We start from the raw sequence: 21,987 nt of genomic DNA, 5'->3' as shown, positions 1-21,987 counted from the left end.
GCGCGGCTCGGGCGGCGATGGTGAGCGGCGGCGGCACCTCTTTGCCTCGGGCAGCCGCGTCGGGCGGTCGTCGGTTCGTGCTGCATCTGATCGCACGCGGCGTGCCCGCGTTCCTGGTCGGCCTGGCGGTTGTCGCGGTGCTGGCCTGGGCTGCGGGGGGTTGGCTGGTCAGTCGCCCCTACTTCGGCGGGGCCGTCGCCCGGATCCCGGTGGTGGCCCTCGCTCCCCTGCTGGCCGCCGTGCTGCTCGGCCCGAGCCTGGCCGGTGCCGACGAGGACCTGGAACGCGGCACGCCGCTGCCCTGGCGGGTGTGGCGGGCCTGTCACGTCCTGCTCGCCGCCCTCCTCTGCGCGGCAGTGCTCAGCCTGGCCGGGCTGGCCGACCCGCACACCTTCGGCGCGTACGCCCTGGTGCGCAACACGCTCGGACACACCGGTCTGGTGGTGGGCGCGGCGGCGCTGCTCGGTGTCCGCCTGGCCTGGTTGCCCGCCTTCTGCTACGGCTGCGCCAGCTACGCCGCCGCCCCGCGCGGCACCGACCGGGTCACCGCGATCTGGGCCTGGCCGGTGCAGCCCTCGTCCGCCACCGTCTCGTGGCTGGTCGTCGGCGTGCTGTTCGTCGCCGGCACCGCCGCCTACGTCCTGCTCGGCGCGGGCGGTCGGTGGTCGATGCTGATCCGCCCTCGGCTCAGCTGGCGGTGAGCAGGCCGCGGGCGGCGCGGACCTGGTCTACCGCGCGGTGCAGCGCGGTCACCACCCGCTGCTGCACCTGCTCGTTCAGGCGGGCCGCCGGGATGGAGAGGCTGATCGCGTCCACCGCGGGGGTGTGCAGCGGCACCGCCACCGCGAAGCAGACGATGCCCTCGGTGTTCTCCTCGTGGTCGACGGCGTACCCGCGTTCCCGGCTGGCCGCCAGGTCAGCGTGCAGCGCCGCCAGGTCGGTGATGGTGTGCCGGGTCAGCGCCGCCGGGGACGGTCCGAGGATCGTCTCGACCTCCTCGGTGGCGCGTTCGGCGAGCAGCACCTTGCCCAGGGCGGTGGCGTGGGCCGGCAGGCGTCGTCCGATGGCGCTGTAGAGCCGCAGCGGGTGCGACGACTCCCGCTTGGCGGTGTAGACCACGTGCGCGCCGTCGAGTCGGCCGAGGTGCACGGTCTCGCCGAACTGCCGGGACAACTCGTCGAGCACCCCGGCGAGCAGCCCGACCGCGTCGTCGGTGTCCAGGTACGCGGCACCGACCTGGAGGGCGCGTACGCCCAGCCCGAAGCGGGTACCGGTGTCGTCGGCCTCCACCCAGCCTCGCTGCATCATCGTGCGCAGGATGCCGTGCAGGCTGCTCTTCGGGATGCCCAGGTCGCGGGCCAGGTCGCCGAGGGAGCGTCGGCCGCCGGAGGCGGCCAGGGTCTCCAGTACCTCCAGCGTGCGCCCGGCCGACTTGACCGGTTGGAAGCCCTCGGCGGTTGTCATGGCGCTCACTGTAGCGGGATTGACATTGCCGGGATCAGCAGTAGGGTCACATATGTGACTGCCGTTCATCCTTCTGAACAGCCCGCCGACGTCTCGGAGACCATCGCCGCGGGCCGGATCCTGCCGGTCGTCGTGCTCGACGACGCCCGTGCCGCCGCCCCGCTCGGTGCCGCCCTGGCCGCCGGTGGCCTGCGCAGTGTGGAGGTGACCTTCCGCACCGACGCCGCCGCCGACGCCATCCGGGCCATGGCCGAGGACCCACAGCTGCTCGTCGGCGCGGGCACCGTGCTCACCCCCGGCCAGGTGGACGACGCCGTCGCGGCCGGCGCGCGGTTCATCGTCTGCCCCGGCTTCAGCGCCCGGGTGGTCGCCCACTGCCAGCAGGTCGGCGTGCCCGTCTTCCCGGGTGCCGCCACCCCGACCGAGATCCAGATGGCCCTCGACGCCGGGCTGGACACCGTCAAGTTCTTTCCCGCCGAGCAGCTCGGCGGCACCACGATGATCAAGGCCCTGGCCGCGCCCTTCCGGTCCGTACGCTTCATCCCGACCGGCGGGGTGAACACCGGCAACCTGCGCGACTACCTCAGCCTGCCGCCGGTCCTCGCCGTCGGCGGGACCTGGATGGTCGCGCCCAACCTGCTCGCCGAGGGCCGCTGGGACGACGTGACCGCACTGACCGCCGCCGCCGTGACCGCCGCCCGGGAGGCCTGATCCGCCATGTCCGTTCTCGACCTGCGCCCCGCCGACCGGTGCCGCTACGACCTCGTCTCGCTCGGCGAGGTGATGCTGCGCCTGGACCCGGGTGAGGGACGGGTGCGCACCGCCCGCGCCTTCCGGGCCTGGGAGGGCGGCGGTGAGTACAACGTCGCCCGAGGGCTGCGCCGCTGCTTCGGGCTGCGCACCGCCATCGTCACCGCGTTCGCCGACAACGAGGTGGGGCGACTGCTGGAGGACCTGATCCTGCAGGGCGGTGTCGACCCGTCGTTCATCCGCTGGATGCCGTACGACGGCCTCGGCCGCAGCGTGCGCAACGGCCTCAACTTCACCGAGCGCGGCTTCGGCGTACGCGGCGCGGTCGGCACCTCGGACCGGGGCCACACCGCCGCCAGCCAGCTGCGCGCCGACGACGTCGACTGGGACCACCTCTTCGGCGACCTGGGGGTGCGCTGGCTGCACACCGGCGGCATCTACGCCGCGCTGTCGGAGACCACGCCGGAGACCATCGAGGCGGCCATGGTCGCCGCCCGCCGACACGGCACGATCATCTCGTACGACCTGAACTACCGGCCCAGCCTCTGGAAGGCGGTCGGCGGGCAGGCCCGCGCACAGGAGGTCAACCGGCGACTCGCCCGGTACGTCGACGTCATGATCGGCAACGAGGAGGACTTCACCGCCTCCCTCGGCTTCGAGGTGCCCGACACCGACGCCAGCCTGTCGGAACTGGAGGTGACCAACTTCCAGCGGATGATCGAGGAGGTCACCAAGGAGTTCGACAACTTCCGGGTGGTGGCCACCACGCTGCGTACGGTCCGCAGCGCGACGGTCAACGACTGGGGTGCGATCGCCTGGGGCGGCGGCCGGTTCGTCGAGGCCACCCACCGTCCCGGCCTGGAGATCATGGACCGGGTGGGTGGCGGGGACAGCTTCGCCTCCGGGCTGATCTACGGCCTGCTGGAGCAGCACGACCTGGCCACCGCGGTGGAGTACGGCGCGGCGCACGGTGCCCTGGCCATGACCACCCCCGGCGACACCTCGATGGCCAACCGCAAGGAGGTCGAGGCGCTGATGCGCGGCGCGGGTGCCCGGGTCCAACGCTGATCGACACCGCTGACGCCATCGCCCGGCCCCGACGCTGATCGGGGCCGGGCGATTGTCACTTCTCGCGTCACCGACCATCGCGGAATCCCACGAACGTTGAACCATGTGGTTCACTGTCGCTATGGTGAACCACATGGTTCAGCAAGATGCGCGCCTCGACCGGATCTTCTCGGCGCTGGCCGACCCGACCCGCCGGCAGGTGCTCGCCCGGCTGGGGGCCGCGCCGGCCACGATCAGCGATCTGGCCGAGCCGTTCGCCATCTCCCTCACCGGGATGAAGAAGCACGTCCGGGTGCTGGAGGAGGCCGGCCTGGTGGTCACGGAAAAGGTCGGCCGGGCGCGGCAATGCCGGTTGGGCACCGAGCGACTGGACGACGCGATGGCGTGGATCACCTTCTACCAACGGCTCTGGGAACGTCGCCTCGACGGTCTCGACGCCTACTTCACCCTGCGGAAGGGGACGCAACAGTGACCGAGACGCCCGACCTGCACCTGCGCCTGAGCCGGCACCTGCCGGCCTCTCCCGAGGAGGTCTTCGACGCGTACACCGACCCGGAGCAGCAGAAGATCTGGTTCAGCATTCTCGACGAGCAGCCCGGCATCGTGGAGATCGAGACCGACCTGCGCGTCGGTGGCACCCAGACGGCGGTCTGGGGGCCCAGCCGCGACCAACTGTTCCGCGAGACGCAGACCTTCCTGGAGATCGACCGGCCACACCGGCTGGTCACCGAGGCGGTGGGCAGCAGCCCGGACGGCGCCACGATGACCACCCACGTCGAGGTCACCTTCGCACCCGACGGGGACGGCACCCTCGTCACGGTGGTCCAGACCGGATTCCCGGCCGCGGAGATGCGCGACTTCTTCGCCCACGAGGTCTGGGTCGGCGCCCTCGACCGGATCGAGGCGTTCCTGCGCCGCTGAGGGCGGGTCGGGGACGGTCGACGGGGGTCGTTCCCGCCCGCTCACGGGCCAGGCAGCCGGGCAATCACGCGTAGGCGAGCAGGAAGTCGACCGTGCCGGTGCCGCCGGGTTGGCCCGGCGGGACGGGTAGGCCGGGTTCGCTGTTCAGGACGTAGAACCCACCGTTGCCGACCAGCCGCGGGGTGACGGCCAGGATCTGCGCCGCCATGCTCGCCCCGGTCGGGCGCACCACACTGTCGCGCAGCAGCGTGAAGAGGTTCGTGTTCAGGTTCGCCACGTGCAGCACCCGGTACGACCGGGGGGCCGGAGCGCCGGTGCTCGTCAGTCCCCACACCGGCACGATCTGCGTACGCCACCGCGCCGGGTCGTTGGTGATCGCGCTGTCGTGGTTGTTGAGCTGCGTCTGGATGCCCGAGTGGATGCCGGCCAGGTGGATGTGCAACTGGTCCTGCTGCCGGATCGTCGGATCGGCCGAGTTGACGCCCAGTCCGATGTGCGGATAGACCACATGACCCGGCTGCCCCGGTTGCGCGTTGTTCCAGGCGTCGAGCCAGTAGTTCGGCGCGCTGGAGGTGGCAATGAACGGGCACTCGATGCCGCTGATGCGGCAACTGGGCACGAGCAGGAAGTCGTGGTTGGACCCGGACCCACCGTTGAGGATCACGTAGGTGGGTGTCGTGGCCAGGCACTGCGGGAACGGCGGGCCGGGTTTCGTCCCCTCGCAGACCTGCACGCGGTCCCACAGGTCGTACCGGCCGCCGGTGTCGCTCGGGTAGCCGCACAACTGCGACGGCGTGGGGCAGGCCGAGCCACCCGGGCCGCCGGGGTCCGGTGCCGGCGGCCCGGGAGCCGGTCCCCCGTCGGCCAGCGCCGCACCACCTCCCGCGAGACCCCACAGGCCCGTGGCGCCGACCGCTCCCGAGAGCCTGACGAACTGGCGTCGGTGGATGTTCCCGGTTGCCCTGTTGTCGCCCATCCTCAGCCTCCGCCCGTCGCGACCCGAGCAGGCCGCTCGGTGTCCATCAGCGCCCGGCCCCTGGCGGGGAGAAGCGGACGCGAGGAATGAACATGTCGAGACTAGGACGATCCGCTCAGGGCTCTGCGTCGGCAACCGAACGGATCCCCTGATCGTGTCGCTCCGGGTCGCCGCTCAGCTGCCTGCTGCCTGCTGCCTGCGGGTGAGTCTCACGGCACGAGAATGATCTTTCCGCGGGTCTGACCTGACTCGGCCTCGCGGTGCACCTCGGCCAGTTCGGCGAGCGGACGGACGGCAGCGATGTCGACCTGGACCTTGCCGGCATCGATGAGCGCGACCAGCGCGGCAAGCTGGTCGGTGTCGTTGCGGGCGACAAAGTGCACGGCGGTCACGGAGGATCCGGCCGGTGGCCGCACCGGGACCGTGGCGGACACGACGAGGCCACCGGGCCGCACCAGCGGCAGCAGCATGCCGGCCTGCCGGGCGCTGCCGGCAACCAGGTTGACGACGGTGTCGACGGGTTCGTCGAGCGCGTCGACGAGCGGCGTGGCCAGGTAGTCGATGATCTCGTCGGCACCGAGCCGGCGAACGGCGTCCGCACTGCGTGGGCTCGCCGTGGCCAGCACGTACGCTCCGGCGTGCTTGGCGAGTTGGATGGTGAACCCGCCGATGCCACCGCCCGCGCCGTTGACCAGGATCCGTTGGCCGGCGATGACCTTCGCATGGTCGAACACGGCCTGCCAGGCGGTGACACCGGCGATGGGAACGGCGGCGGCGTGGGCGAGCGGGATGGTGGTGGGCGCCGCGACGAGGTTTTCCGCCGCAGCGGTGACGTACTCGGCGGCGGCACCGCCGCCGTCGATGCGACCGATGACCGGGTCGCCGACGTCGAGGGTGGGCACGGCCGCGCCGACCTCGACGACCGTGCCGGCCACCTCACCACCGAGCGTGTACGGCAGGTCGGCGGTGAAGACCGCGCGCAGCAGCCCTCGGCGCAACCCCACGTCGGACGGGTTGAACGAGGTCGCGGCGACCTTGATCACGACCTCGCCTGGACCGGCGACGGGACGGGGTACGTCGTCGGCGCGGATCACGGACGCGTCACCGTACTCGTGCATTCTCATGGCTCTCACTGCTCGAACCTATGGGCGAGCCCCAGGGACGAACCATGCTTCGCAGGCTCTCGTTCATACGCGATCGTCCTGCCCGGCGCTACCCTCGGCGGGTGGACGTGCTCAGCGACGTGATCGCGGTGATGCGAACGGGACAGCCTCGTTCCGCGCGGGTGGCCTGGCACGCCCCCTGGGCGCAGCAGTTCGCGTCGATGCCCGGGTCCGCCGGATTCCAGGTGATCCTGCAAGGGCGGTGCTGGCTCGTGCAGGCGGGAAGCGAGCCCGTTGCGTTGTCGACCGGGGACGTGGTGTTCCGGCCGCACGGACGCGGACACGTGCTCGTCGACAGCCCGGCGACGCCGGCGACCGGGCCCGCCTGCGACCCGGACGCCCAGCCGACACTGCACCGCCACGACAGCGACACCGACAGGCCAGCCACGATCATCCTCTGCGGCGGCTACCAGTTCGACACCGCGCGCACCCATCCCCTGCTGCCCGATCTACCCGAGTTGATCCACCTGCCCGCGCACCTCGGGCGACACCCGCAGCTGCACGCCACCGTGCAGCTGCTCGGCGACGAACTGTCGCACCCGCGCCTCGGCACGGACGCCATCGTCCCCGCGTTACTGGACACGCTGCTGCTGCACATCCTGCGCGCCTGGCTCGACGGGCAGCCGGTACGCGCGGCCGACACCGGCTGGGCCGCGGCGCTCAACGACGGGCCGATCGCCGCCGCGCTGAACGCCATGCACCGCGATCCGGCCCGTCCGTGGACCGTCGCCGCACTGGCCGCCGAGGCCGGGCTGTCCCGGACACCGTTCGCCCGCCGCTTCACCGCGCTGCTCGGTCAACCGCCACTGACCTACCTGACCTGGTGGCGGATGACCACTGCCGCCAGGCTGCTCCAGGAATCCGATGCGGCGTTGAACGTCATCGCCACCAAGGTCGGCTACACCTCGGAGTTCGCCTTCGGCAACGCCTTCAAGCGCCATCACGCCGTCGCTCCCGGCCGGTACCGCCGGTCCGGTGGTGGCCTCGTGCCGGCCCGGACAGCGCACGAATGAAGAAGCGCGGCCGGGTATCGGATGTGATCGTGGCTGCGCGGCGTCGCTCACGCCGCCCCGCACGGGCAGCGATCCTCGACAGGGGCAGCGCCCCTCGGTGAGCGCCGCCCACCCGGGCCACGACGCACTGCTGAGAGGCAGGACGAGCATGGCGCACATCGATCTCGGAATCGATGAGAAGGAATTTCCCGGCATCACCGGCCCGATGCGCTACCGCCCCGAGACGGCGAAGCCGCTCAACGAACTGGCCGAGGTGCTGCTGCGGGCCCCGAACACCCTCCCGGCCGGTGAGCGGGAACTGATTGCGGCGTACGTGTCCGGACGCAACGACTGCGAGTTCTGCTGCGCCTCGCACTCGGCGTTCGCCGCCGCGCAGCTCGACGAGGGTTACGACCTCGTCGACCAGGTACGCGCGGACCTGGACAGCGCCCCGATCTCGGCAAAGCTGCGGGCGCTGCTGCGCATCGCCGGTGCCGTGCAGGTCAGCGGCCGCAACGTGACAAGCGAACTGGTCGCCGACGCCCGCGCGCAGGGCGCCACCGACACGGAGATCCACGACACCGTGCTGATCGCTGCCGCGTTCTGCATGTTCAACCGGTACGTCGACGGGCTCGGCACCTTCGCGCCCGCCGGTCGGGACGCCTACGCCGCGTCCGCGCGTCAGGTCGTCGAGTTCGGTTACGGGGCAACGGTTCGCACTGACTGAGCACACAGCACGGACAAGGGTGGCTACACCCCTCCCCCTCTGCGATGGTCGATGGACACGCCTGGCCAGGCCCGTCACCCGTGAGTTCGGAGGGATCGATGGACCACGCACGTCGTCTGCGCCATGCCGCCGACAAGCTGCAGGCAGACATGGTCGACCAGCTGGGCACCCTCGTCGCGTACGAGTCGGCACCGGGCTCGCTGCCCCATCTCGAGTCCTGTGCCGACCTGCTCGCCCGCTGGGGAACAGAAGTGCTCGGGCGGCCGGCCCAACGGGTCGTCCTCGACGGTCTACCGCACCTGCTGTGGCCGGCGGTCGACCAGCGGGTGCTGCTCCTCGGCCACTTCGACACCGTCTTCCCGATCGGCACGACCGAAACCAGACCCTTCACCGTACGCGGGAACGTGGCGACCGGCCCCGGTGTGTGCGACATGAAGGCCGGCATCGTGCAGATGTTCGCCGCCCTGCGCCTGATCGAGGACACCTCGACGGTCGGGGTGCTGCTCACCTGTGACGAGGAGAGCGGATCGGTCACCTCCCGGCCGTTGATCGAACGGGAGGCGCGGCGCTCCGGCGCGGTACTGGTCTGCGAGGCCGCCACCCCGGAAGGGCATGTGAAGGTGGCCCGCAAGGGCGGTTCGGTGTACCGCCTCACCATCCAGGGCCGTGCCGCCCACGCCGGCGTGGAACCCCAGCGGGGGATCAACGCCACGGTCGAGGTCGCCCATCAGGTGCTCGCGTTGGGCGCGCTCGGCACGGCGGACAGCGCGGGCACCTCCGTCACTCCCACCCTGCTCTCCGCCGGGACGACCACGAACACCGTGCCGGAGAGCGCCAGCCTGGCGGTGGACGTGCGGGCCTGGAGCAAGGCCGAGTTGGAGCGGGTCGACCACGCGATCCGCCGGTTGCAGCCGCACCTGTCCGAGGCGACGCTGACCGTGTGCGGCGGGATCAACCGCTACCCCATGCCCGCCGAGCTGGCCCAACCGCTGCTGGAGATGGCGCGGTCGACCGCGCTGGCGCTCGGCATGCCGGACCTTGTCGGGGCGTACGCCGCCGGGGCCTCCGACGGCAACTTCACCGCCGCGCTCGGCGTACCGACGCTCGACGGTCTGGGCGCGGTCGGAGGCGGTGCACACTCCGCCGACGAGTACGTCTGCCTGGACCGGATGCCGGAGCGTACGGCGCTGCTGGTCGGACTCGTGGAAACAGTGTCCTCGATGGAGGGTTTCGGCACGCAACTCGTCGCCTGAATCCCGTAACCTGCCTACCGTCGGCAACGGGCCGACAGCGGGAGGTCGTCGGCGGCATGGCTACGGAACAGCGTCCAGGATCGACCGTCCCCCGGATCGGCGTCGAGGAGGAATTCTTCGTCGTCGACCCCGACCGTGGCGAGGTGGTCCCGGAGGCCGCCACCGTCATCGACCGCGCCCGCCCGGCTCTCGGCGCGCGGGTGGGCGGCGAGATCACCAAACTGCACGTGGAGGCCCGCACCGACCCGTGCCGGAGCCTGGACGAGCTGGGGGCGCAGCTGGCCGAGGGCCGGCGGGCGGTCCAGAGCGCGGCTAGCTCGGCCGGGCTGCGGGTGATCGCCAGTGCCTCGCCGGTGCTCGGCAACGCCGTGCCACCGCCCATCACCGAGGGGCCGCGCCAGGATCGCGGCAACGCCACCTTCCGCGGGCTGCACGACGAACTCGCGATCTGTGCCGTGCACGTGCACGTGGAGGAGCCCGACCGGGACCGGGCCGTACTCATCGGCAACCATCTGCGCCCGCACCTGCCGGTGCTGCTCGCCCTCACCGCCAACTCGCCGTACTGGTGCGAGCGGGACACCGGCTACGCGAGCTGGCGCAGCGTGACCTGGGGTCGGTGGCCGGTGGCCGGTCCCCCGCCGTTCCTGACCTCCGCGCAGCAGTACGACGACCACATCGCCATGCTGATCGAGGCGGGGGCGCTTGTTGACCACGGGACGATCTTCTGGGATCTGCGGCTGTCGGCGAACCACCCGACGCTGGAGGTGCGGGTGACCGACGTGCCGGTCACCGCCGCCGAATCGGTGGCGCTGGCCGCCCTGGTGCGGGCGCTGGTGATGGTCGCCGGGCAGGCCGTGGACAGCGGTGACGAAGGGCCCCGGCCGGTACCGGAGCTGTTGCGGCTGGCGTACTGGCGGGCGGCCCGCGACGGGATGGGTGGCCACGGCGTCGACGTGGCCACCGGCCGGCTGCTGCCCGCCGCCGCGCTCGCCGATCGGCTGGTACGCCTGGTCCGGCCGGCCCTGGACGAGGCGGGCGACCGGCAGCGGGTGGAGGACTGGCTGGCCCGGCTCGGCACCGACGGCGACGGGGCGACCCGCCAGCGGGCCGCCGCAGCTGCCCGCGGACGCCTGACCGATGTGGTCGACGAGATCATCGCGCAGACCGCGCCCGGAGTGCTGGCCGAACAAGAAGGCACACTTACGTAACGACGAACGGCACCCGCCTCCGCGATGCTGGAGGAACCGAACGTCGCACGGCGGGCATCGCCCCCGGTGGCGGCCGGTCCACCTGTTTCAGGGGAGGCCACAGGTGACCCACGCGCATCTGTTACCCAGGGTTCCGATCCAGCACCGGCGTCGACATCCGGCGGACATGGTCCGCGAGGCGGAGGAGTTCGCGGAACGGATGGCGCAACGCCGATCCGTACGGGACTTCGCTCCCGACCCGGTGCCCGAGAAGGTGATCGAGGCCGCGATCCGGGCGGCGTCGACCGCACCCAGCGGCGCCAACGTGCAGCCGTGGCGGTTCGTCGTGCTGACCGACCCGGCCCGCAAGCGCCGGCTGCGCGAGGCGGCGGAGGCCGAGGAACGTGCCTTCTACGACCACCGCGCCTCAACGGAGTGGCTGGGTGCGATCTCCGGGCTCGGCACCGACTGGCAGAAGCCGTTCCTGGAGACCGCACCGGCCGTGATCGTGGTGTTCGAGGTGCATCAGGGGCCGCACAGCCCGAAGCCGTACTACGTCAAGGAGTCCGTGGGCATCGCGGTCGGCGTGCTGATCACCGCCCTGCACCACGCCGGCCTGGTCACGCTGACCCACACGCCCAGCCCGATGCGGTTCCTCAACGAGGTGTGCGAGCGGCCCCGGGAGGAGCGCCCGTACGTGGTGATGCCGGTCGGCTATCCCGCGCCGGACGCCCGCGTCCCGGACCTGGCCCGCAAACCGCTCGACGAGGTCATGATCCGTTGGTGAAGTCCTTGCTGAGGAACTCGACAAGCGGCTCGACGTGCCGGTCCGGTCGACGCCACTCCGCCAGCAGGTCCTCCAGCAGGTGCTGCTCGGCGAGCAGTTCGGTGCCCCGGTAGCGCCGGATCACCGGGTGGATGAAGGCGCTCTCCCGGGCGCGGTCGGGGGTCGGGTGGCGCTCGATGGCGAAGACGTCGCCGTACTCGTCGCGGCCCCAGCGCAGCGCCAACGTGTACCACTGGGTGGCGTCGGCGAAGCGTTCCACGGCGTAGTCCTCGGGCAGGTCCTCGTAGTGGCGGAAGTCGCCGGTGGTGTCGTCGCGGACGAACGCGTCGCAGAGGTACTCGAACTGGGTCCACAGTGCCGAGCTCCAGTTGACCCGGTCGAGCATCAGCTTGGTCAGCGAGGCGGGGTCGGCCGGGGTCGTCGCGTACGACAACGGCACGTCCTCGTAGCGTTCCCGCAGCATTCGGGTGAAGGTGCGCAGGTTGTACCGGAATCCGTCGATGAACGGCGACGAGGCGTGCTTGACGTCGCGGGCCTGGGCGATGGTGCCGGCGAAGTAGAGGCCGTCGACGTTCGTGGACTGCCAGTCCGGGCGCAGGTCGGGCATCCGGTCGTCGCGCACCATGTCGGGACGGCAGGTCTCGTCGAACAGCGAGGTGTCCATCTGGAAGCCGGTGCACCGCACCACCTTGTGGTAGTCGAGCACGGCGGTCTCACCGTCGGCGTGGGTGTAGGTGATCGACACCTGGAAGCGCCCGTCGACGGGCCGGATCTCGTCGATGGTGCAGTCGAGCACCGAGTGCAGCGTCTTGAACTGGTAGCTGTCGAGGATCGCGCCGTACTGGCCGCGTACGTCGCCGGGGTGTTTGGTGTTCCAGGCCAACTTCAGCGGGTGCCGGCTGGCCAGGTGCACCATCGACGCCCGACCGAGGATCGCCGAGGCGGTCTCGAAGGCGGAGTTGCCCTTGCCGATGACGAGGACCCGCTGGCCCTCGTACTCCTCGGGGTCGACGACCATGTCCTCGTAGCCGATCGCGTGCTCGATGCCCTTGATGGCCGGCACGAACGGTTTGCCCCAACCGGTGGCGACGATGAGGCAGCGCGCCCGCACCTCGCCCTGGTCGGTGCGCAGGGTGAAGCCGTCGGCGGTGCGGGTGATCTGCTCGACAGTCGTGCCGAAGGAGATGTTGAGCTGGTAGTGCCGCTGGAACTCGGCGAGGTAACGCACCAGGTCGTCGGCGGCCGGCAGATATTCCTTGCTGAAGTTCGGGAAGAGCAGGTCCGGGGAGTCGTTGAGCAGCGAGTTCCAGTCCCACCGCAGCCGGATCTCGGGATCGGTGCTGTCGGTGTGCACCTTGTTCAGCGAGATGAGCCGACGGTGCCGGGGGAACCGGCGGAAGAACCCGCCGGGTGAGTCACCACTTTCGAGCGTCAGGTAATCGGCGCCGTGCTGCTGAAGGTAGTAGCTCAGCTGAACACCGGCGGGGCCGGCGCCGACGATGACGTACCTGTGCTCGTTGCTGACCATCCTGCGGGCCCCTTCGACTGAGAGATGAATCCATTGACCATGGAATGCATGACGGCGCGTGTCAATGCCACCGCGCACCGTCGCGCAAACCGGCCTGTGCCCGAACTGTTGCCGGAGCGGGTGAAAGCGTGCTGGAATGGCTCACATCGCCGCAGCGTGGGGGCAACCGCGCTGGGAACGGCCACGCGGGAGCATCGCGTTACCGGCAGCGCGCCACTTGGCGGACGCTCGCGCCGTAGCGCCGGGCCATTGCCCGACCGGGCACCTTTCCCTGGGTACGTCCTGCCAACTCAGCAGTACCGGCGACGAGGTGAGAAGCAGTCATGGTTTCCCGAGCAAGTTTCGCGGGGTGGTATCGACACCGTTACGTGTGGGTGGCGGCGATCCTGGTGGCGGTGTCGGCCGGCGCGGCCGTCGTGGTCAGGACGGCCGGCTCGCAGGCGGAGCCGGCGGATCTGCAGGGGCAGATCCTGACCCGGATGCGGACCATCCTCGAACAGGCCGACCCGGAGCAGCACAACCACGCGGGGCACGACCTCCAGCAGGTGGCCAACGGCGAGCAGACGAAGCCGGCGGTGATCTGCGGGGTACATGTCTACGGGTACGAGCCGTCCGAGGCGAGCAAGCTCGCCGACGTGCAGACGGTCTACGGTTTCCACCTCTGCGGGGTCGCCGAGCAGAAGCGCACCTGGGACTGGGCGGTCAAACTGGCCGGTCCAGTGATCATGGACTTCTCGACCGATCCGCCGGGTATCCAGGTGGTGGAGGCGACCGAGGACGTCATCTTCATCGACCGGCTGCGGCAGATGTTCCCGCCGAAGTACGCGGAGCCGGCGCAGAAGGAGGCGCTGAGCCCTTCGGAAATGGTCGACCTGCGCCGCCGGTACGACGCCGCGGCGGGGCTGTGACCGCCATTCGATGACGGCACTGCGTGGCAATCGACAATCATCGGCCCCGGCCAATTGGCCGGGGCCGATGATTTCAGGTGCCCCTATGCCGGAGAGATGCTTTCGGCGAAGTCGTAGAGGCTCTTGATGTCGTCGTCGAAGTAGGGTCCGTCGAATTGGCCGTTGCCCGGGTTGTCACCGTGGCTCACGACGCTGTTGATGAATCCGTACCCGGTGCTGTCGTTGTATTCCTGGAGCCAGGGTCCGCCGCTGGAACCGTAGGTCATGTTGCACCACATCCGGATCTGCTGACCGCCGGCGTTCCAGGTGGTGCCCTGGCAGTAGTACTGGCTCTCGCCGCCGCCGAGGTTGGACGGGTAACCCAGCGCGGTCACCGAGACGCTGTAGCCGTAGTTCCAGCGCAGGCCGTGACCGCCGACGGTGTCGACGACCTTGAGCCCGTAGGAGCCGCCGTTGTTCATGACGGCGATGCCCATGTCCTCGGCGTAGCTGCTGTTGTTGATCCACGCGGTACGGGTGTTGAGGCTGGACGCCACGAAGGTGCCGAACGGACGGGCGCCGTTGCGGTAGCGCGGGACGAACTGCCAGTTGCTGTACCACTGGCCGCCGGCACCCCCGTGCACACAGTGCCCCGCGGTCATCACCAGCCGCCGCTTGCCGCTCGCGACGGTGCTGGCCGAGCAGGAGGCGGTGCCACCGCCGGGCACGGTGAAGTAGACCTTCCCGACCGCCAGCGACTCGTTGACCATGGTCCGGACGTCGTCAGTGCCGGCGATCCTCGGCGCCATGGGCGCCACCGCGCCCGCCGGCCCGGTGGGCTTCGGCGTGAGAGCCGGTGACTCGACCACGCCGCCGGGCCGGGCGAAGGTCAGGTCGACGGCCGAGGCCATCCGCTCCGGCGTCCAGAACTCCGCGACCTCCTTGGCGATCCTGTCGTTGGTGATCGCCCGACCGTCGAGGGTCCGGGCGACGGTGCTGGTGTTGCCGTTGCTCTCGGTGGTGGTGGGACTTGCACTGACGGCCGGTGCGCCCCCCAGGACCAACGCGATCGACATTCCCGCGATCGCGGTCCAGCGCAGGGTGGATTTCAAAGAGGACCTCCCTCGTCCTTTGGGCTCCCGATCGGGAACACGGAAATCATATTTATCGACGTGCATAGATCGCAATGAACGAGAAGTGACGGGTTTCGGACGCGCCAACAAACACCGCGCCACCCACACCGGCACAACATTCGATCGCCACAATCACTTTGCAAATCGCGATTTGACTCAGCATCGTCACAGCTTCGACGTGATTGACGAACCGCAGCCGACAATTGCAACTCACGCTAATTGTCGAAATCGCCACTGCCGGGCCCGGACCACGCTGGCGGGCCGGTATGCCGGGTATGATCCTTTGATCACTACCCGTCCGCTCCGACCGCGCCTGCCTGCGCGGTCGCTGTGCGTGCACCCCCGCCTACCAAGATCGCCAACATTCCATCCTCGGAAGTTGTGCTATACGGTCGAGGGGTGAAAACCGAACGCCACTGGTGGAACGGCAACCGCACCGTGCGGGGGCGTCGCGACGTGTACATCCGTACCGACGGTGAGTCGTGGGAGGTGGAGGCCCGAGCCGGCGGCGAAGCCGGCCGGTCGAAGATCCACCAGTGCCCCGGCCGACAGTCGGCGGAGATCCTGGCCCGGGCATGGATGGACGAACAGAGCCGGTGGCAGGTGGTAAGCCCCTGATCGGCCGTCGACACGGGCCATGCTGACCGCATGTACGCGGGCAGCGAGGCCCGGCGGCGACGTCGAGTAGACTGACAGCACGGCCCGCCCAGCAATGGCGGCCGGGTTCGATGTCCCACGCCACGCGCCGCGGCCGGATGGTCAGCGCCGGGCGGGACGTCCCTTCGACGTTCGGAGCCTTCATGGCGGCACGCCGCCCACACCAGATCACCTCATCCCCTGCGCCCACCTTCGCCGAACTCGGCGTGCCCGACGCGCTCAACCGCGTGCTGGCCGCGAGCGGCGTGGACCGGCCGTTCCCCATCCAGGCCGCGACGCTGCCCGACGCGCTCGCCGGACGGGACGTGCTCGGCCGGGGACGCACCGGTTCGGGCAAGACCTACGCCTTCGTACTGGCGGTGCTGACTCGCCTGGCCGCCTCCAGGACGCCACGGCGGGCGGGACGCCCCCGCGCGCTGATCCTCGTTCCCACGCGTGAACTGGCGACCCAGATCGACAGCGTGATGGCGCCCTTGGCGCAGGCCCTGTCGCTGCGCACGATGACCATCTTCGGTGGCGTCGCCGCGCGACCGCAGATCGCCGGGCTCCGCGCCGGTGTCGACGTGCTGGTGGCCTGCCCGGGCCGGCTGGCCGACCACGTCGGGACCGGCGCCGCCCACCTCGACGCCGTCGAGATCACCGTCCTGGACGAGGCCGACCACATGGCCGACCTCGGTTTCCTGCCCACCGTACGACGGCTGCTGGAGCAGACCCCGCGCGGCGGGCAACGCCTGCTGTTCTCCGCGACCCTGGACGCCGGCGTCGACGTCCTGGTACGCCGGTTCCTCACCGATCCGGCCGTGCACAGCGTCGACTCGGGGTTGTCGCCGGTCACCGCGATGGCGCACCACGTGCTGCACGTCGAGCCCTCGGACCGGTTCGAGGTGCTTGTCGAACTGACCGCCGCGCCGGGCCGCACCGTGGTGTTCACGCGCACCAAGCGGGGCGCGAAGACGCTCGCCCGCCGGCTGGTCGCCGCCGGGGTGACCGCCGTCGAGCTGCACGGCAACCTGGCCCAGGGTGCGCGCACCAGGAACCTGCAGGCGTTCGCCGACGGCCAGGTGCACACCCTGGTCGCCACCGACATCGCCGCCCGGGGCATCCACGTCGACGACGTGGCGCTCGTCGTGCACGCCGACCCGCCGGTGGAGCACAAGGCGTACCTGCACCGCTCGGGGCGTACCGCCCGGGCCGGCGCGGCCGGGACCGTGGTCACGCTGATGACCGACGGGCAGGTGCCCGAGGTGCGGGAACTGACCCGCAAGGCCGGCATCACCGCCACCACGACCCGACTGCGCCCAGGTGACGCGCTGCTGCGGGAACTCGCCCCGGGAGAACGGACCCTCGTCCCCCGGCCGGTGACGCCGGCGGCCGATGTTCGGCACGACGCGCCGCCCGCCAACGGCGGCCGGGGCCGACGCGGCGGCAAGCCGGCCACGGCGGCGGCAGCGTCGACGCGATCCGCACCGGCGCGCGGCGGCGTGGCTGCCTTCTCCGCCCGGGCCCGGCCCAGCGCCCGCCGAGGCGGGCGCTGACCAGCCTGGACACCACCCGGGTTCACCCCCACGAATCCGGCGCCTCGCCGGGGCGGTTGACCGGACGTCGACCCGGGGCCTAGCCCCAGTCCTCGTCCGGCAACATGATCATGTGGTGGGCGTCGAGGGCGCCCGCGATTTCGGCGAACTTCTCCGGGGTCCACGCCGGCGGCGGGTTCCCGGCCGGGTCGGGGTCGTCACCGTACTTGAGGAAGAACTGCTCCGCTCCCGCCGGGCTGTAGAAGACCAGAAGCTTGCCGATCTCGCTGCTCAGGTTCTTGAAGCCGTGGCGGGTGTTCTTCGGGACATAGATGAAGTCGCCCGGACCGGCTTCGAAGGTGCGGTTGCCGTTGAGAAAACGGAATTCACCCGATGCCACGTAGAAGGCCTCGCTCTCGGCCCCGTGGGCGTGTGCCCGGTTCCCGAACCCGGGTGCGATATCGAACGCCAGGAGACTGAGCTGGCCGTCGGTCTGGTCGCCGGTGACCTTCACGCGGGCCGCCTCCTGCCCGCCGTTGACCAATTTGAGGACGCCTTCGTCGTCACGCGCCACGAAGCCTCTCGCGGCGGTCCAGATCGGGTCGTCCTTGGGGGGCAGCTGCTTGTCCATCCCTGTCACCACACTTTCCGTCGGCACTCAGCGGGAGTCCGCTTCACCCACTTCGATAGCTTCAAGCTTGAATCATAGGCCGCCAAGTTCAAGTTTGAAGCTTGAGTGGCGGGCTTCACTCCTCTTCGGACAGCACCGAGGGCGGTCGAGCGACCGCCTGACGGCACGGTGGGCGACCCGGTGCGGCACCCTGATGAGGTGTACGCCGAAGAATCCGTCGATACCGTCCGATTACCCCGGGCTCAGGCCGGGTCCAGCCCGCAACACCTGCTGGCGACCCTGCTCGGCGAGTATCTCGACTCGTCGGACGCCGATCTGCCGTCGACCGCGGTCATCGCCCTGCTGCGGGAGTTCGGGATCAGCGAATCCAGCGCCCGGGCCGCGCTGTCGCGCCTGGTCAAGCGCGGTTTGATCGCCAGGCGTGGGGACGCGAGGCCGCCGGTCTACCACCTGACGCCGCAGGCGATCGCCAAGCATCGCTCGCGAATGCAGCACTTCCTGAACTTCGGTGCCCGTCCCCCGCAGTGGGCCGGCGACTGGGTGCTTGTGTCGTTCTCGATTCCGAGTTCCGGTCAGGCGTTGCGTCACGCCGTACGCAGGTCGTTGAGCGCGCTGCGCTTCGTGGGCCTGTACGACAGCGTGTGGATCCGGCCGGGCTCCGACGCTGCGCCCGTGCGCCAGGCGTTGGACGAGTTGTTGCAGCACGTCGAGGATGCCCGGTGGTCGGTCATGCACGTCCGGTTCGACGAGGAGTCCGGGCCGCACGGACCGGCGAGCGCGTACGACCTGGCCGCTCTGGCTGCCGACTACTCCCGGTTCGTCGAGCGGTACGCCGAGCTGCGGGAAGCCGCCCGCAACGGGAAGGTGGACCCGGTCGCAGCGCTGGTGGCCCGCACGTCCGCCATGGACTCCTGGTGCAAGTTCGCGGACTCCGACCCCGATCTGCCGCAGCATCTCCTCCCGCAGCCGTGGCCGCGTCAGCAGGCCCGGGACACCTTCCTGGACATTCACACCGCGCTCGGTGCGCTCGCCCAGGCCCGCCTCGTCGAGGTGGTCACGCCGTACTGGCCGGACGCCGTTTCGTGGGTCACGCACTTCCGCGCGTCGAGCGACCCCGCGCGACCGGAGCCGGTCCGGGCGACACCGACCGGCCCGCCGTCGCAGGCTGACCCGAATCGCTCGCCACATTGACACTTTTCGTTGCGCTGGTAATAGTTACTGCACACACCGCTCCCCCTTTTAGTCGCCTGTGGGGACCGCAGCCGGGCGGTCAGGGCAGCCACATCGACTCGCGGCCGGTGCCGACCTTGGTCAGGGCACGGCTGGACAGCGGCCACCGCCACCGCAGGGAGTGCCACCATTGACATCCCTGGAGGGTGCATGAAAAGGAGATCGAAGGTCTACGCGGGGCTCGTCGCCCTCGTCGTCCCGGTCACCTCTGTGATCATGGCGATCAGCGTGAGTCCGGCCAGCGCCGCGGTCGGCGGCTCCGGCCCGTACCCGGCCGACTACGAGACCTCCCCCAGCCTGGCCAACCACACCATCTACCGGCCGCAGAACCTCCCGGCCGAGCGGCTGCCCATCCTCGCCTGGGGCAACGGCGCCTGCTCGGGCAACGGCCTCTCGCAGCACAACTTCCTGCGTGAGATCGCCTCGCACGGCTTCCTCGCCGTGGCCAACGGGGCGCCTAACGGCGGCGGCTCCACAAACGCGCAGATGCTGACCCAGACCATCGACTGGGCGGTGGCGGAGAACTCCCGGCAGGGCAGCAAGTACTACAACAAGCTCGACACCACCAAGATCGCTGTTGCCGGCTTCTCCTGCGGCGGAGTGGAGGCGTACGCCGTCTCCAACGACCCCCGCGTCACCACGACCGGCATCTTCAACAGCGGCCTGTTGAACGACGCCGATGACTACCAGCTCAGGCGGCTGACCAAGCCGATCGCCTACTTCATCGGCGGGCCCAGCGACATCGCCTACCCCAACGCGATGGACGACTGGGGCAAGCTGCCGGCCGGGCTGCCCGCCTTCATGGGCAACCTCAACGTCGGGCACGGCGCCACCTACGACCAGCCCAACGGCGGAGAGTTCGCTCGGGTGGCGACGCTCTACTTCAAGTGGCGGCTCAAGGGCGACACCTCAGCCGGGGCCAACTTCGTCGGCCCCAACTGTGGCCTGTGCCGTACGCAGTGGACCGTCCAGCAGAAGAACCTGACGCTCGACGGCGACCCGCCGCCCACCACTCCCCCGCCCACCACCCCACCGCCGACCACGCCACCACCCGCCAGCCCGCCGCCCGGAGGAAGCGGCTGCACGGCGGTCTTCACCGTGCAGGACCAGTGGAACGGCGGCTTCGTCGCCAACGTCAACGTCACCGCGGGAAGCACCTCCCTCAACGGCTGGACAGTCACCCTGAACCTGCCGAGCGGCGTGTCGGTCAGCAACGTCTGGAACGGCGTGTCCACCGGCAGCAGCGGCATCATCACCGTGAGGAACGAGCACTACAACGGACAGGTGGGCGCCGGTCAGACCACCAGCTTCGGTTTCCAGGGCACCGGAAACGGTAGCGGAACCGCCGCCGTCTGCAGCGGTAGCTGAGGGCACCGGTAACCAACCAGGGCCTCGAACGGGCCGATGCCACGGCACCGGCCCGTTCGAGCGTGTTCCGCGCCACGAGGCCGGACTCAGGTTGGGACGCCGCTGGTTGATTGACCACGCGGCAGGCAGGCGGGCAGCCGGAACGAGACATCTGATCCCGGCGTGCCTCTTTCGGTCACCGACCGCCGGTCGGCGTCGTCGGCGCGGTCATGGCGAGGCCCGCCGCCTCGGCCCGGTCGAACTTGTCGTTGATGACCACGACCTTACAGCCGGCGTTGACCAGCAGCGATGCGGCGGCGGTGGCCCGGTAGCCGGATCCGCAGTGCACCCAGACCGTACCGGCGGGCACCTCGGCGAGCCGCTCGGGCAGATCCGGTAACGGGACGTGCACAGCGCCGTCCACGTGGCCGCCGCGCCACTCGTTTGTCATCCGCACGTCGAGGAGCACGTCCGGGGCGGGTAGACCGGCCGGGAGTCGCCCGGCGCGGGCGGCGGCGAGCGCCGGGAAGTCGGCCATCGGCAGTTCCCGCAGCTGCCCGGGATCCGCCGCCCACCGCTCGGCCTCGCCGGTGGCCTGTGCCGCCGGCCGGTCGATGCCGATGCGTACCAACTCCCGCTGGGCGTGCGCGATCTGCTCCGGGGTCTCGGCGAGCAGGGTCACCGGCTTGCCCCAGTCGATCAGCCAACCCAGCCAGGTCGACATCGGGCCGTCTAGCCCGAGGCTTACCGTGCCGGCCAGGTGGGAGGCGGCGTACGCCTTGCGGTTGCGCAGGTCCACGACCCACTGACCGGCGGCGATGCGCCTACCCAACTCGGCGGCGTCCGCCCTGGTCACCGGAGTGAGATCCACCGGAGCCGGTCCGGCGAGGTTCGCCACGCCCATGTGGGCGTAGTACGCCGGATAGTCGTCGAGGCCGGCGAGGGTCTGGTCGACGAACTCGTCCGCCGCCAGGCGCAGCACCGGGTTCACCTGCTTCTCCCGGCCGATCGTCGAGTCGGGGGCGTCGGCCTGACTGGCCGAACAGAAGCTGCCGAAGCCGTGCGTCGGCCACACCTGCACCCCGTCGGGCAGCAGGTCGGCCAGCCGCTTCGCCGAGGCGTACTGCTGGTGGGCCAGGTCGTGGGCGTACTGCTTGCCGAGCAGGTCGGTGCGTCCGGTCGTACCGAACAGCAGCGATCCGCCGGTGAAGACGCCCACCGGCCGCCAGTCGCCGCCGGTGGCCTCGTCGAGGACGTACGACAGGTGGTGGAAGGTGTGGCCCGGGGTGGCGACCACCCGCAGCCGCAGCTGGTCCGATACCGACACCACCTCGCCGTCGGCGACCGGAGTCCGCGCGAAGTCGACCTCGTCGGCCGCAGCGACCAGGTACTGCGCGCCGGTCGTCCGGGCCAGTTCCAGGCCGCCGGAGACATAGTCGTTGTGGATGTGCGTCTCCACCACGTGGGTGATCCGCACCCCCTTCTCGCCGGCCAGGTACAGCAGCCGGTCGATGTCGCGCTGCGGGTCGACCACGACCGCCTGCTGCCCGTCCGAGGCCAGGTAGCTGCGGTCGCCGAGTGAGGATGTCGCGATGACGTACACGTCTACTGCCATTGCCGTTCTCCCTTCCCATGTGCCACGTACGCCAGGGGGGATGTCGTGGGCATGGAGACTTTTCGCATCAGGTGACTACCCGTCTCTGCCTCCGGCACGCGCCAACGGGCCATGACACCGGCGACAGGAGCCGCTTTTCAGTCCCATCTGCGGACAT

Annotated in this window: 22 protein-coding genes; 15 read left to right on the top strand and 7 right to left on the bottom strand. The window is 70.4% G+C overall.

All coding sequences use genetic code 11. The features are described 5' to 3' along the window. Positions 1-17 precede the first annotated feature (17 nt). Entirely contained in the window at positions 18-701 is a 684-nt protein-coding gene (locus tag EG812_RS02950) for a hypothetical protein (protein WP_502697177.1), read from the top strand. Here the strand turns inward: EG812_RS02950 and EG812_RS02945 are convergent. Then, entirely contained in the window at positions 688-1,464 is a 777-nt protein-coding gene (locus EG812_RS02945) for an IclR family transcriptional regulator (RefSeq protein ID WP_043721344.1), read from the bottom strand. The two genes, EG812_RS02950 and EG812_RS02945, sit on opposite strands and share 14 nt — an antisense overlap. A gap of 54 nt (positions 1,465-1,518) precedes the next feature. Between EG812_RS02945 and EG812_RS02940 the strand changes: the two genes are divergently transcribed. The 4 genes from EG812_RS02940 to EG812_RS02925 all read left to right on the top strand — a co-directional run bounded on the left by EG812_RS02940 (position 1,519) and on the right by EG812_RS02925 (position 4,203). Continuing rightward, positions 1,519-2,175, top strand: a complete 657-nt coding sequence (locus EG812_RS02940) for a bifunctional 4-hydroxy-2-oxoglutarate aldolase/2-dehydro-3-deoxy-phosphogluconate aldolase (protein WP_126710661.1) — start codon at positions 1,519-1,521, stop codon at positions 2,173-2,175. A 6-nt stretch (positions 2,176-2,181) separates the two neighbouring features. Then, positions 2,182-3,282 carry a sugar kinase gene (locus tag EG812_RS02935; RefSeq protein ID WP_126710660.1) on the top strand — a complete coding sequence of 367 codons (1,101 nt, stop codon included), beginning with the start codon at positions 2,182-2,184 and terminating at the stop codon, positions 3,280-3,282. 133 nt (positions 3,283-3,415) lie between these two features. Then, positions 3,416-3,754, top strand: a complete 339-nt coding sequence (locus EG812_RS02930) for an ArsR/SmtB family transcription factor (protein ID WP_013734644.1) — start codon at positions 3,416-3,418, stop codon at positions 3,752-3,754. Further along, on the top strand, positions 3,751-4,203 hold the full coding sequence (locus EG812_RS02925; RefSeq protein ID WP_233196536.1) for an SRPBCC family protein: 453 nt from the start codon (positions 3,751-3,753) through the stop codon (positions 4,201-4,203). Before EG812_RS02930 ends, EG812_RS02925 begins: the two co-directional genes overlap by 4 nt. A gap of 64 nt (positions 4,204-4,267) precedes the next feature. On the opposite strand, the gene EG812_RS02920 is transcribed toward EG812_RS02925, so the two are convergent. Next, positions 4,268-5,179, bottom strand: a complete 912-nt coding sequence (locus tag EG812_RS02920) for a CDP-diacylglycerol diphosphatase (protein ID WP_013734646.1) — start codon at positions 5,177-5,179, stop codon at positions 4,268-4,270. Positions 5,180-5,388: 209 nt separating this feature from the next. Beyond that, positions 5,389-6,303, bottom strand: coding sequence for an NADP-dependent oxidoreductase (locus EG812_RS02915; protein ID WP_232510828.1), 915 nt, complete (start codon positions 6,301-6,303; stop codon positions 5,389-5,391). Between the two features lie 101 nt (positions 6,304-6,404). On the opposite strand from EG812_RS02915, the gene EG812_RS02910 reads away from it, so the two are divergent. From EG812_RS02910 to EG812_RS02890, 5 genes are all read left to right on the top strand, one after another. After that, positions 6,405-7,355 (top strand): AraC family transcriptional regulator, encoded by a 951-nt coding sequence (locus EG812_RS02910; protein ID WP_199743794.1) that lies wholly within the window; start codon positions 6,405-6,407, stop codon positions 7,353-7,355. Positions 7,356-7,503: 148 nt separating this feature from the next. Then, on the top strand, positions 7,504-8,061 hold the full coding sequence (locus EG812_RS02905) for a carboxymuconolactone decarboxylase family protein (protein WP_013734649.1): 558 nt from the start codon (positions 7,504-7,506) through the stop codon (positions 8,059-8,061). Between the two features lie 98 nt (positions 8,062-8,159). After that, on the top strand, positions 8,160-9,314 hold the full coding sequence (locus EG812_RS02900) for a M20 family metallopeptidase (RefSeq protein ID WP_126710659.1): 1,155 nt from the start codon (positions 8,160-8,162) through the stop codon (positions 9,312-9,314). Positions 9,315-9,370: 56 nt separating this feature from the next. After that, positions 9,371-10,522: a carboxylate-amine ligase gene (locus tag EG812_RS02895; RefSeq protein WP_126710658.1), complete on the top strand. Its 1,152-nt coding sequence runs from the start codon at positions 9,371-9,373 to the stop codon at positions 10,520-10,522. Positions 10,523-10,688: 166 nt separating this feature from the next. Continuing rightward, entirely contained in the window at positions 10,689-11,288 is a 600-nt protein-coding gene (locus tag EG812_RS02890) for a nitroreductase family protein (RefSeq protein WP_013734652.1), read from the top strand. On the opposite strand, the gene EG812_RS02885 is transcribed toward EG812_RS02890, so the two are convergent. Further along, positions 11,272-12,816, bottom strand: coding sequence for an NAD(P)-binding domain-containing protein (locus EG812_RS02885; RefSeq protein ID WP_126710657.1), 1,545 nt, complete (start codon positions 12,814-12,816; stop codon positions 11,272-11,274). The genes EG812_RS02890 and EG812_RS02885 overlap by 17 nt on opposite strands. Before the next feature lie 323 nt (positions 12,817-13,139). On the opposite strand from EG812_RS02885, the gene EG812_RS02880 reads away from it, so the two are divergent. After that, positions 13,140-13,724, top strand: a complete 585-nt coding sequence (locus EG812_RS02880; RefSeq protein ID WP_126710656.1) for a hypothetical protein — start codon at positions 13,140-13,142, stop codon at positions 13,722-13,724. Positions 13,725-13,807: 83 nt separating this feature from the next. On the opposite strand, the gene EG812_RS02875 is transcribed toward EG812_RS02880, so the two are convergent. Further along, entirely contained in the window at positions 13,808-14,779 is a 972-nt protein-coding gene (locus tag EG812_RS02875; protein WP_043725050.1) for a trypsin-like serine peptidase, read from the bottom strand. A gap of 456 nt (positions 14,780-15,235) precedes the next feature. Here EG812_RS02875 and EG812_RS02870 point away from each other — a divergent pair, with 456 nt between their 5' ends. Both EG812_RS02870 and EG812_RS02865 read left to right on the top strand, forming a co-directional pair. Beyond that, positions 15,236-15,454 carry a hypothetical protein gene (locus EG812_RS02870; protein WP_013734656.1) on the top strand — a complete coding sequence of 73 codons (219 nt, stop codon included), beginning with the start codon at positions 15,236-15,238 and terminating at the stop codon, positions 15,452-15,454. 182 nt (positions 15,455-15,636) lie between these two features. After that, complete coding sequence (locus EG812_RS02865) at positions 15,637-17,028, top strand: DEAD/DEAH box helicase (protein ID WP_126710655.1); 1,392 nt, start codon at positions 15,637-15,639, stop codon at positions 17,026-17,028. 79 nt (positions 17,029-17,107) lie between these two features. On the opposite strand, the gene EG812_RS02860 is transcribed toward EG812_RS02865, so the two are convergent. Next, a complete protein-coding gene (locus EG812_RS02860; RefSeq protein WP_013734658.1) occupies positions 17,108-17,638 on the bottom strand; it encodes a cupin domain-containing protein in 531 nt (176 codons plus the stop codon). 198 nt (positions 17,639-17,836) lie between these two features. Here EG812_RS02860 and EG812_RS02855 point away from each other — a divergent pair, with 198 nt between their 5' ends. Next, a complete protein-coding gene (locus EG812_RS02855; RefSeq protein ID WP_126710654.1) occupies positions 17,837-18,829 on the top strand; it encodes a PaaX family transcriptional regulator in 993 nt (330 codons plus the stop codon). Between the two features lie 189 nt (positions 18,830-19,018). Continuing rightward, the gene (locus EG812_RS02850; protein ID WP_126710653.1) at positions 19,019-20,236 is read left to right on the top strand and encodes a cellulose binding domain-containing protein; all 1,218 of its coding nucleotides are present in this window, start codon (positions 19,019-19,021) and stop codon (positions 20,234-20,236) included. A 175-nt stretch (positions 20,237-20,411) separates the two neighbouring features. Here EG812_RS02850 and EG812_RS02845 read toward each other — a convergent pair whose 3' ends face one another. After that, entirely contained in the window at positions 20,412-21,830 is a 1,419-nt protein-coding gene (locus EG812_RS02845) for an MBL fold metallo-hydrolase (RefSeq protein WP_126710652.1), read from the bottom strand. Between the last annotated feature and the right edge of the window lie 157 nt (positions 21,831-21,987).

This window comes from Verrucosispora sp. FIM060022 (genome assembly GCF_003977705.1).
Taxonomy (GTDB): Bacteria; Actinomycetota; Actinomycetes; order Mycobacteriales; family Micromonosporaceae; genus Micromonospora; species Micromonospora gifhornensis.
Note: the sequence above shows the minus strand (reverse complement) of the source record. Positions and strands in the feature narration are given on the sequence as shown.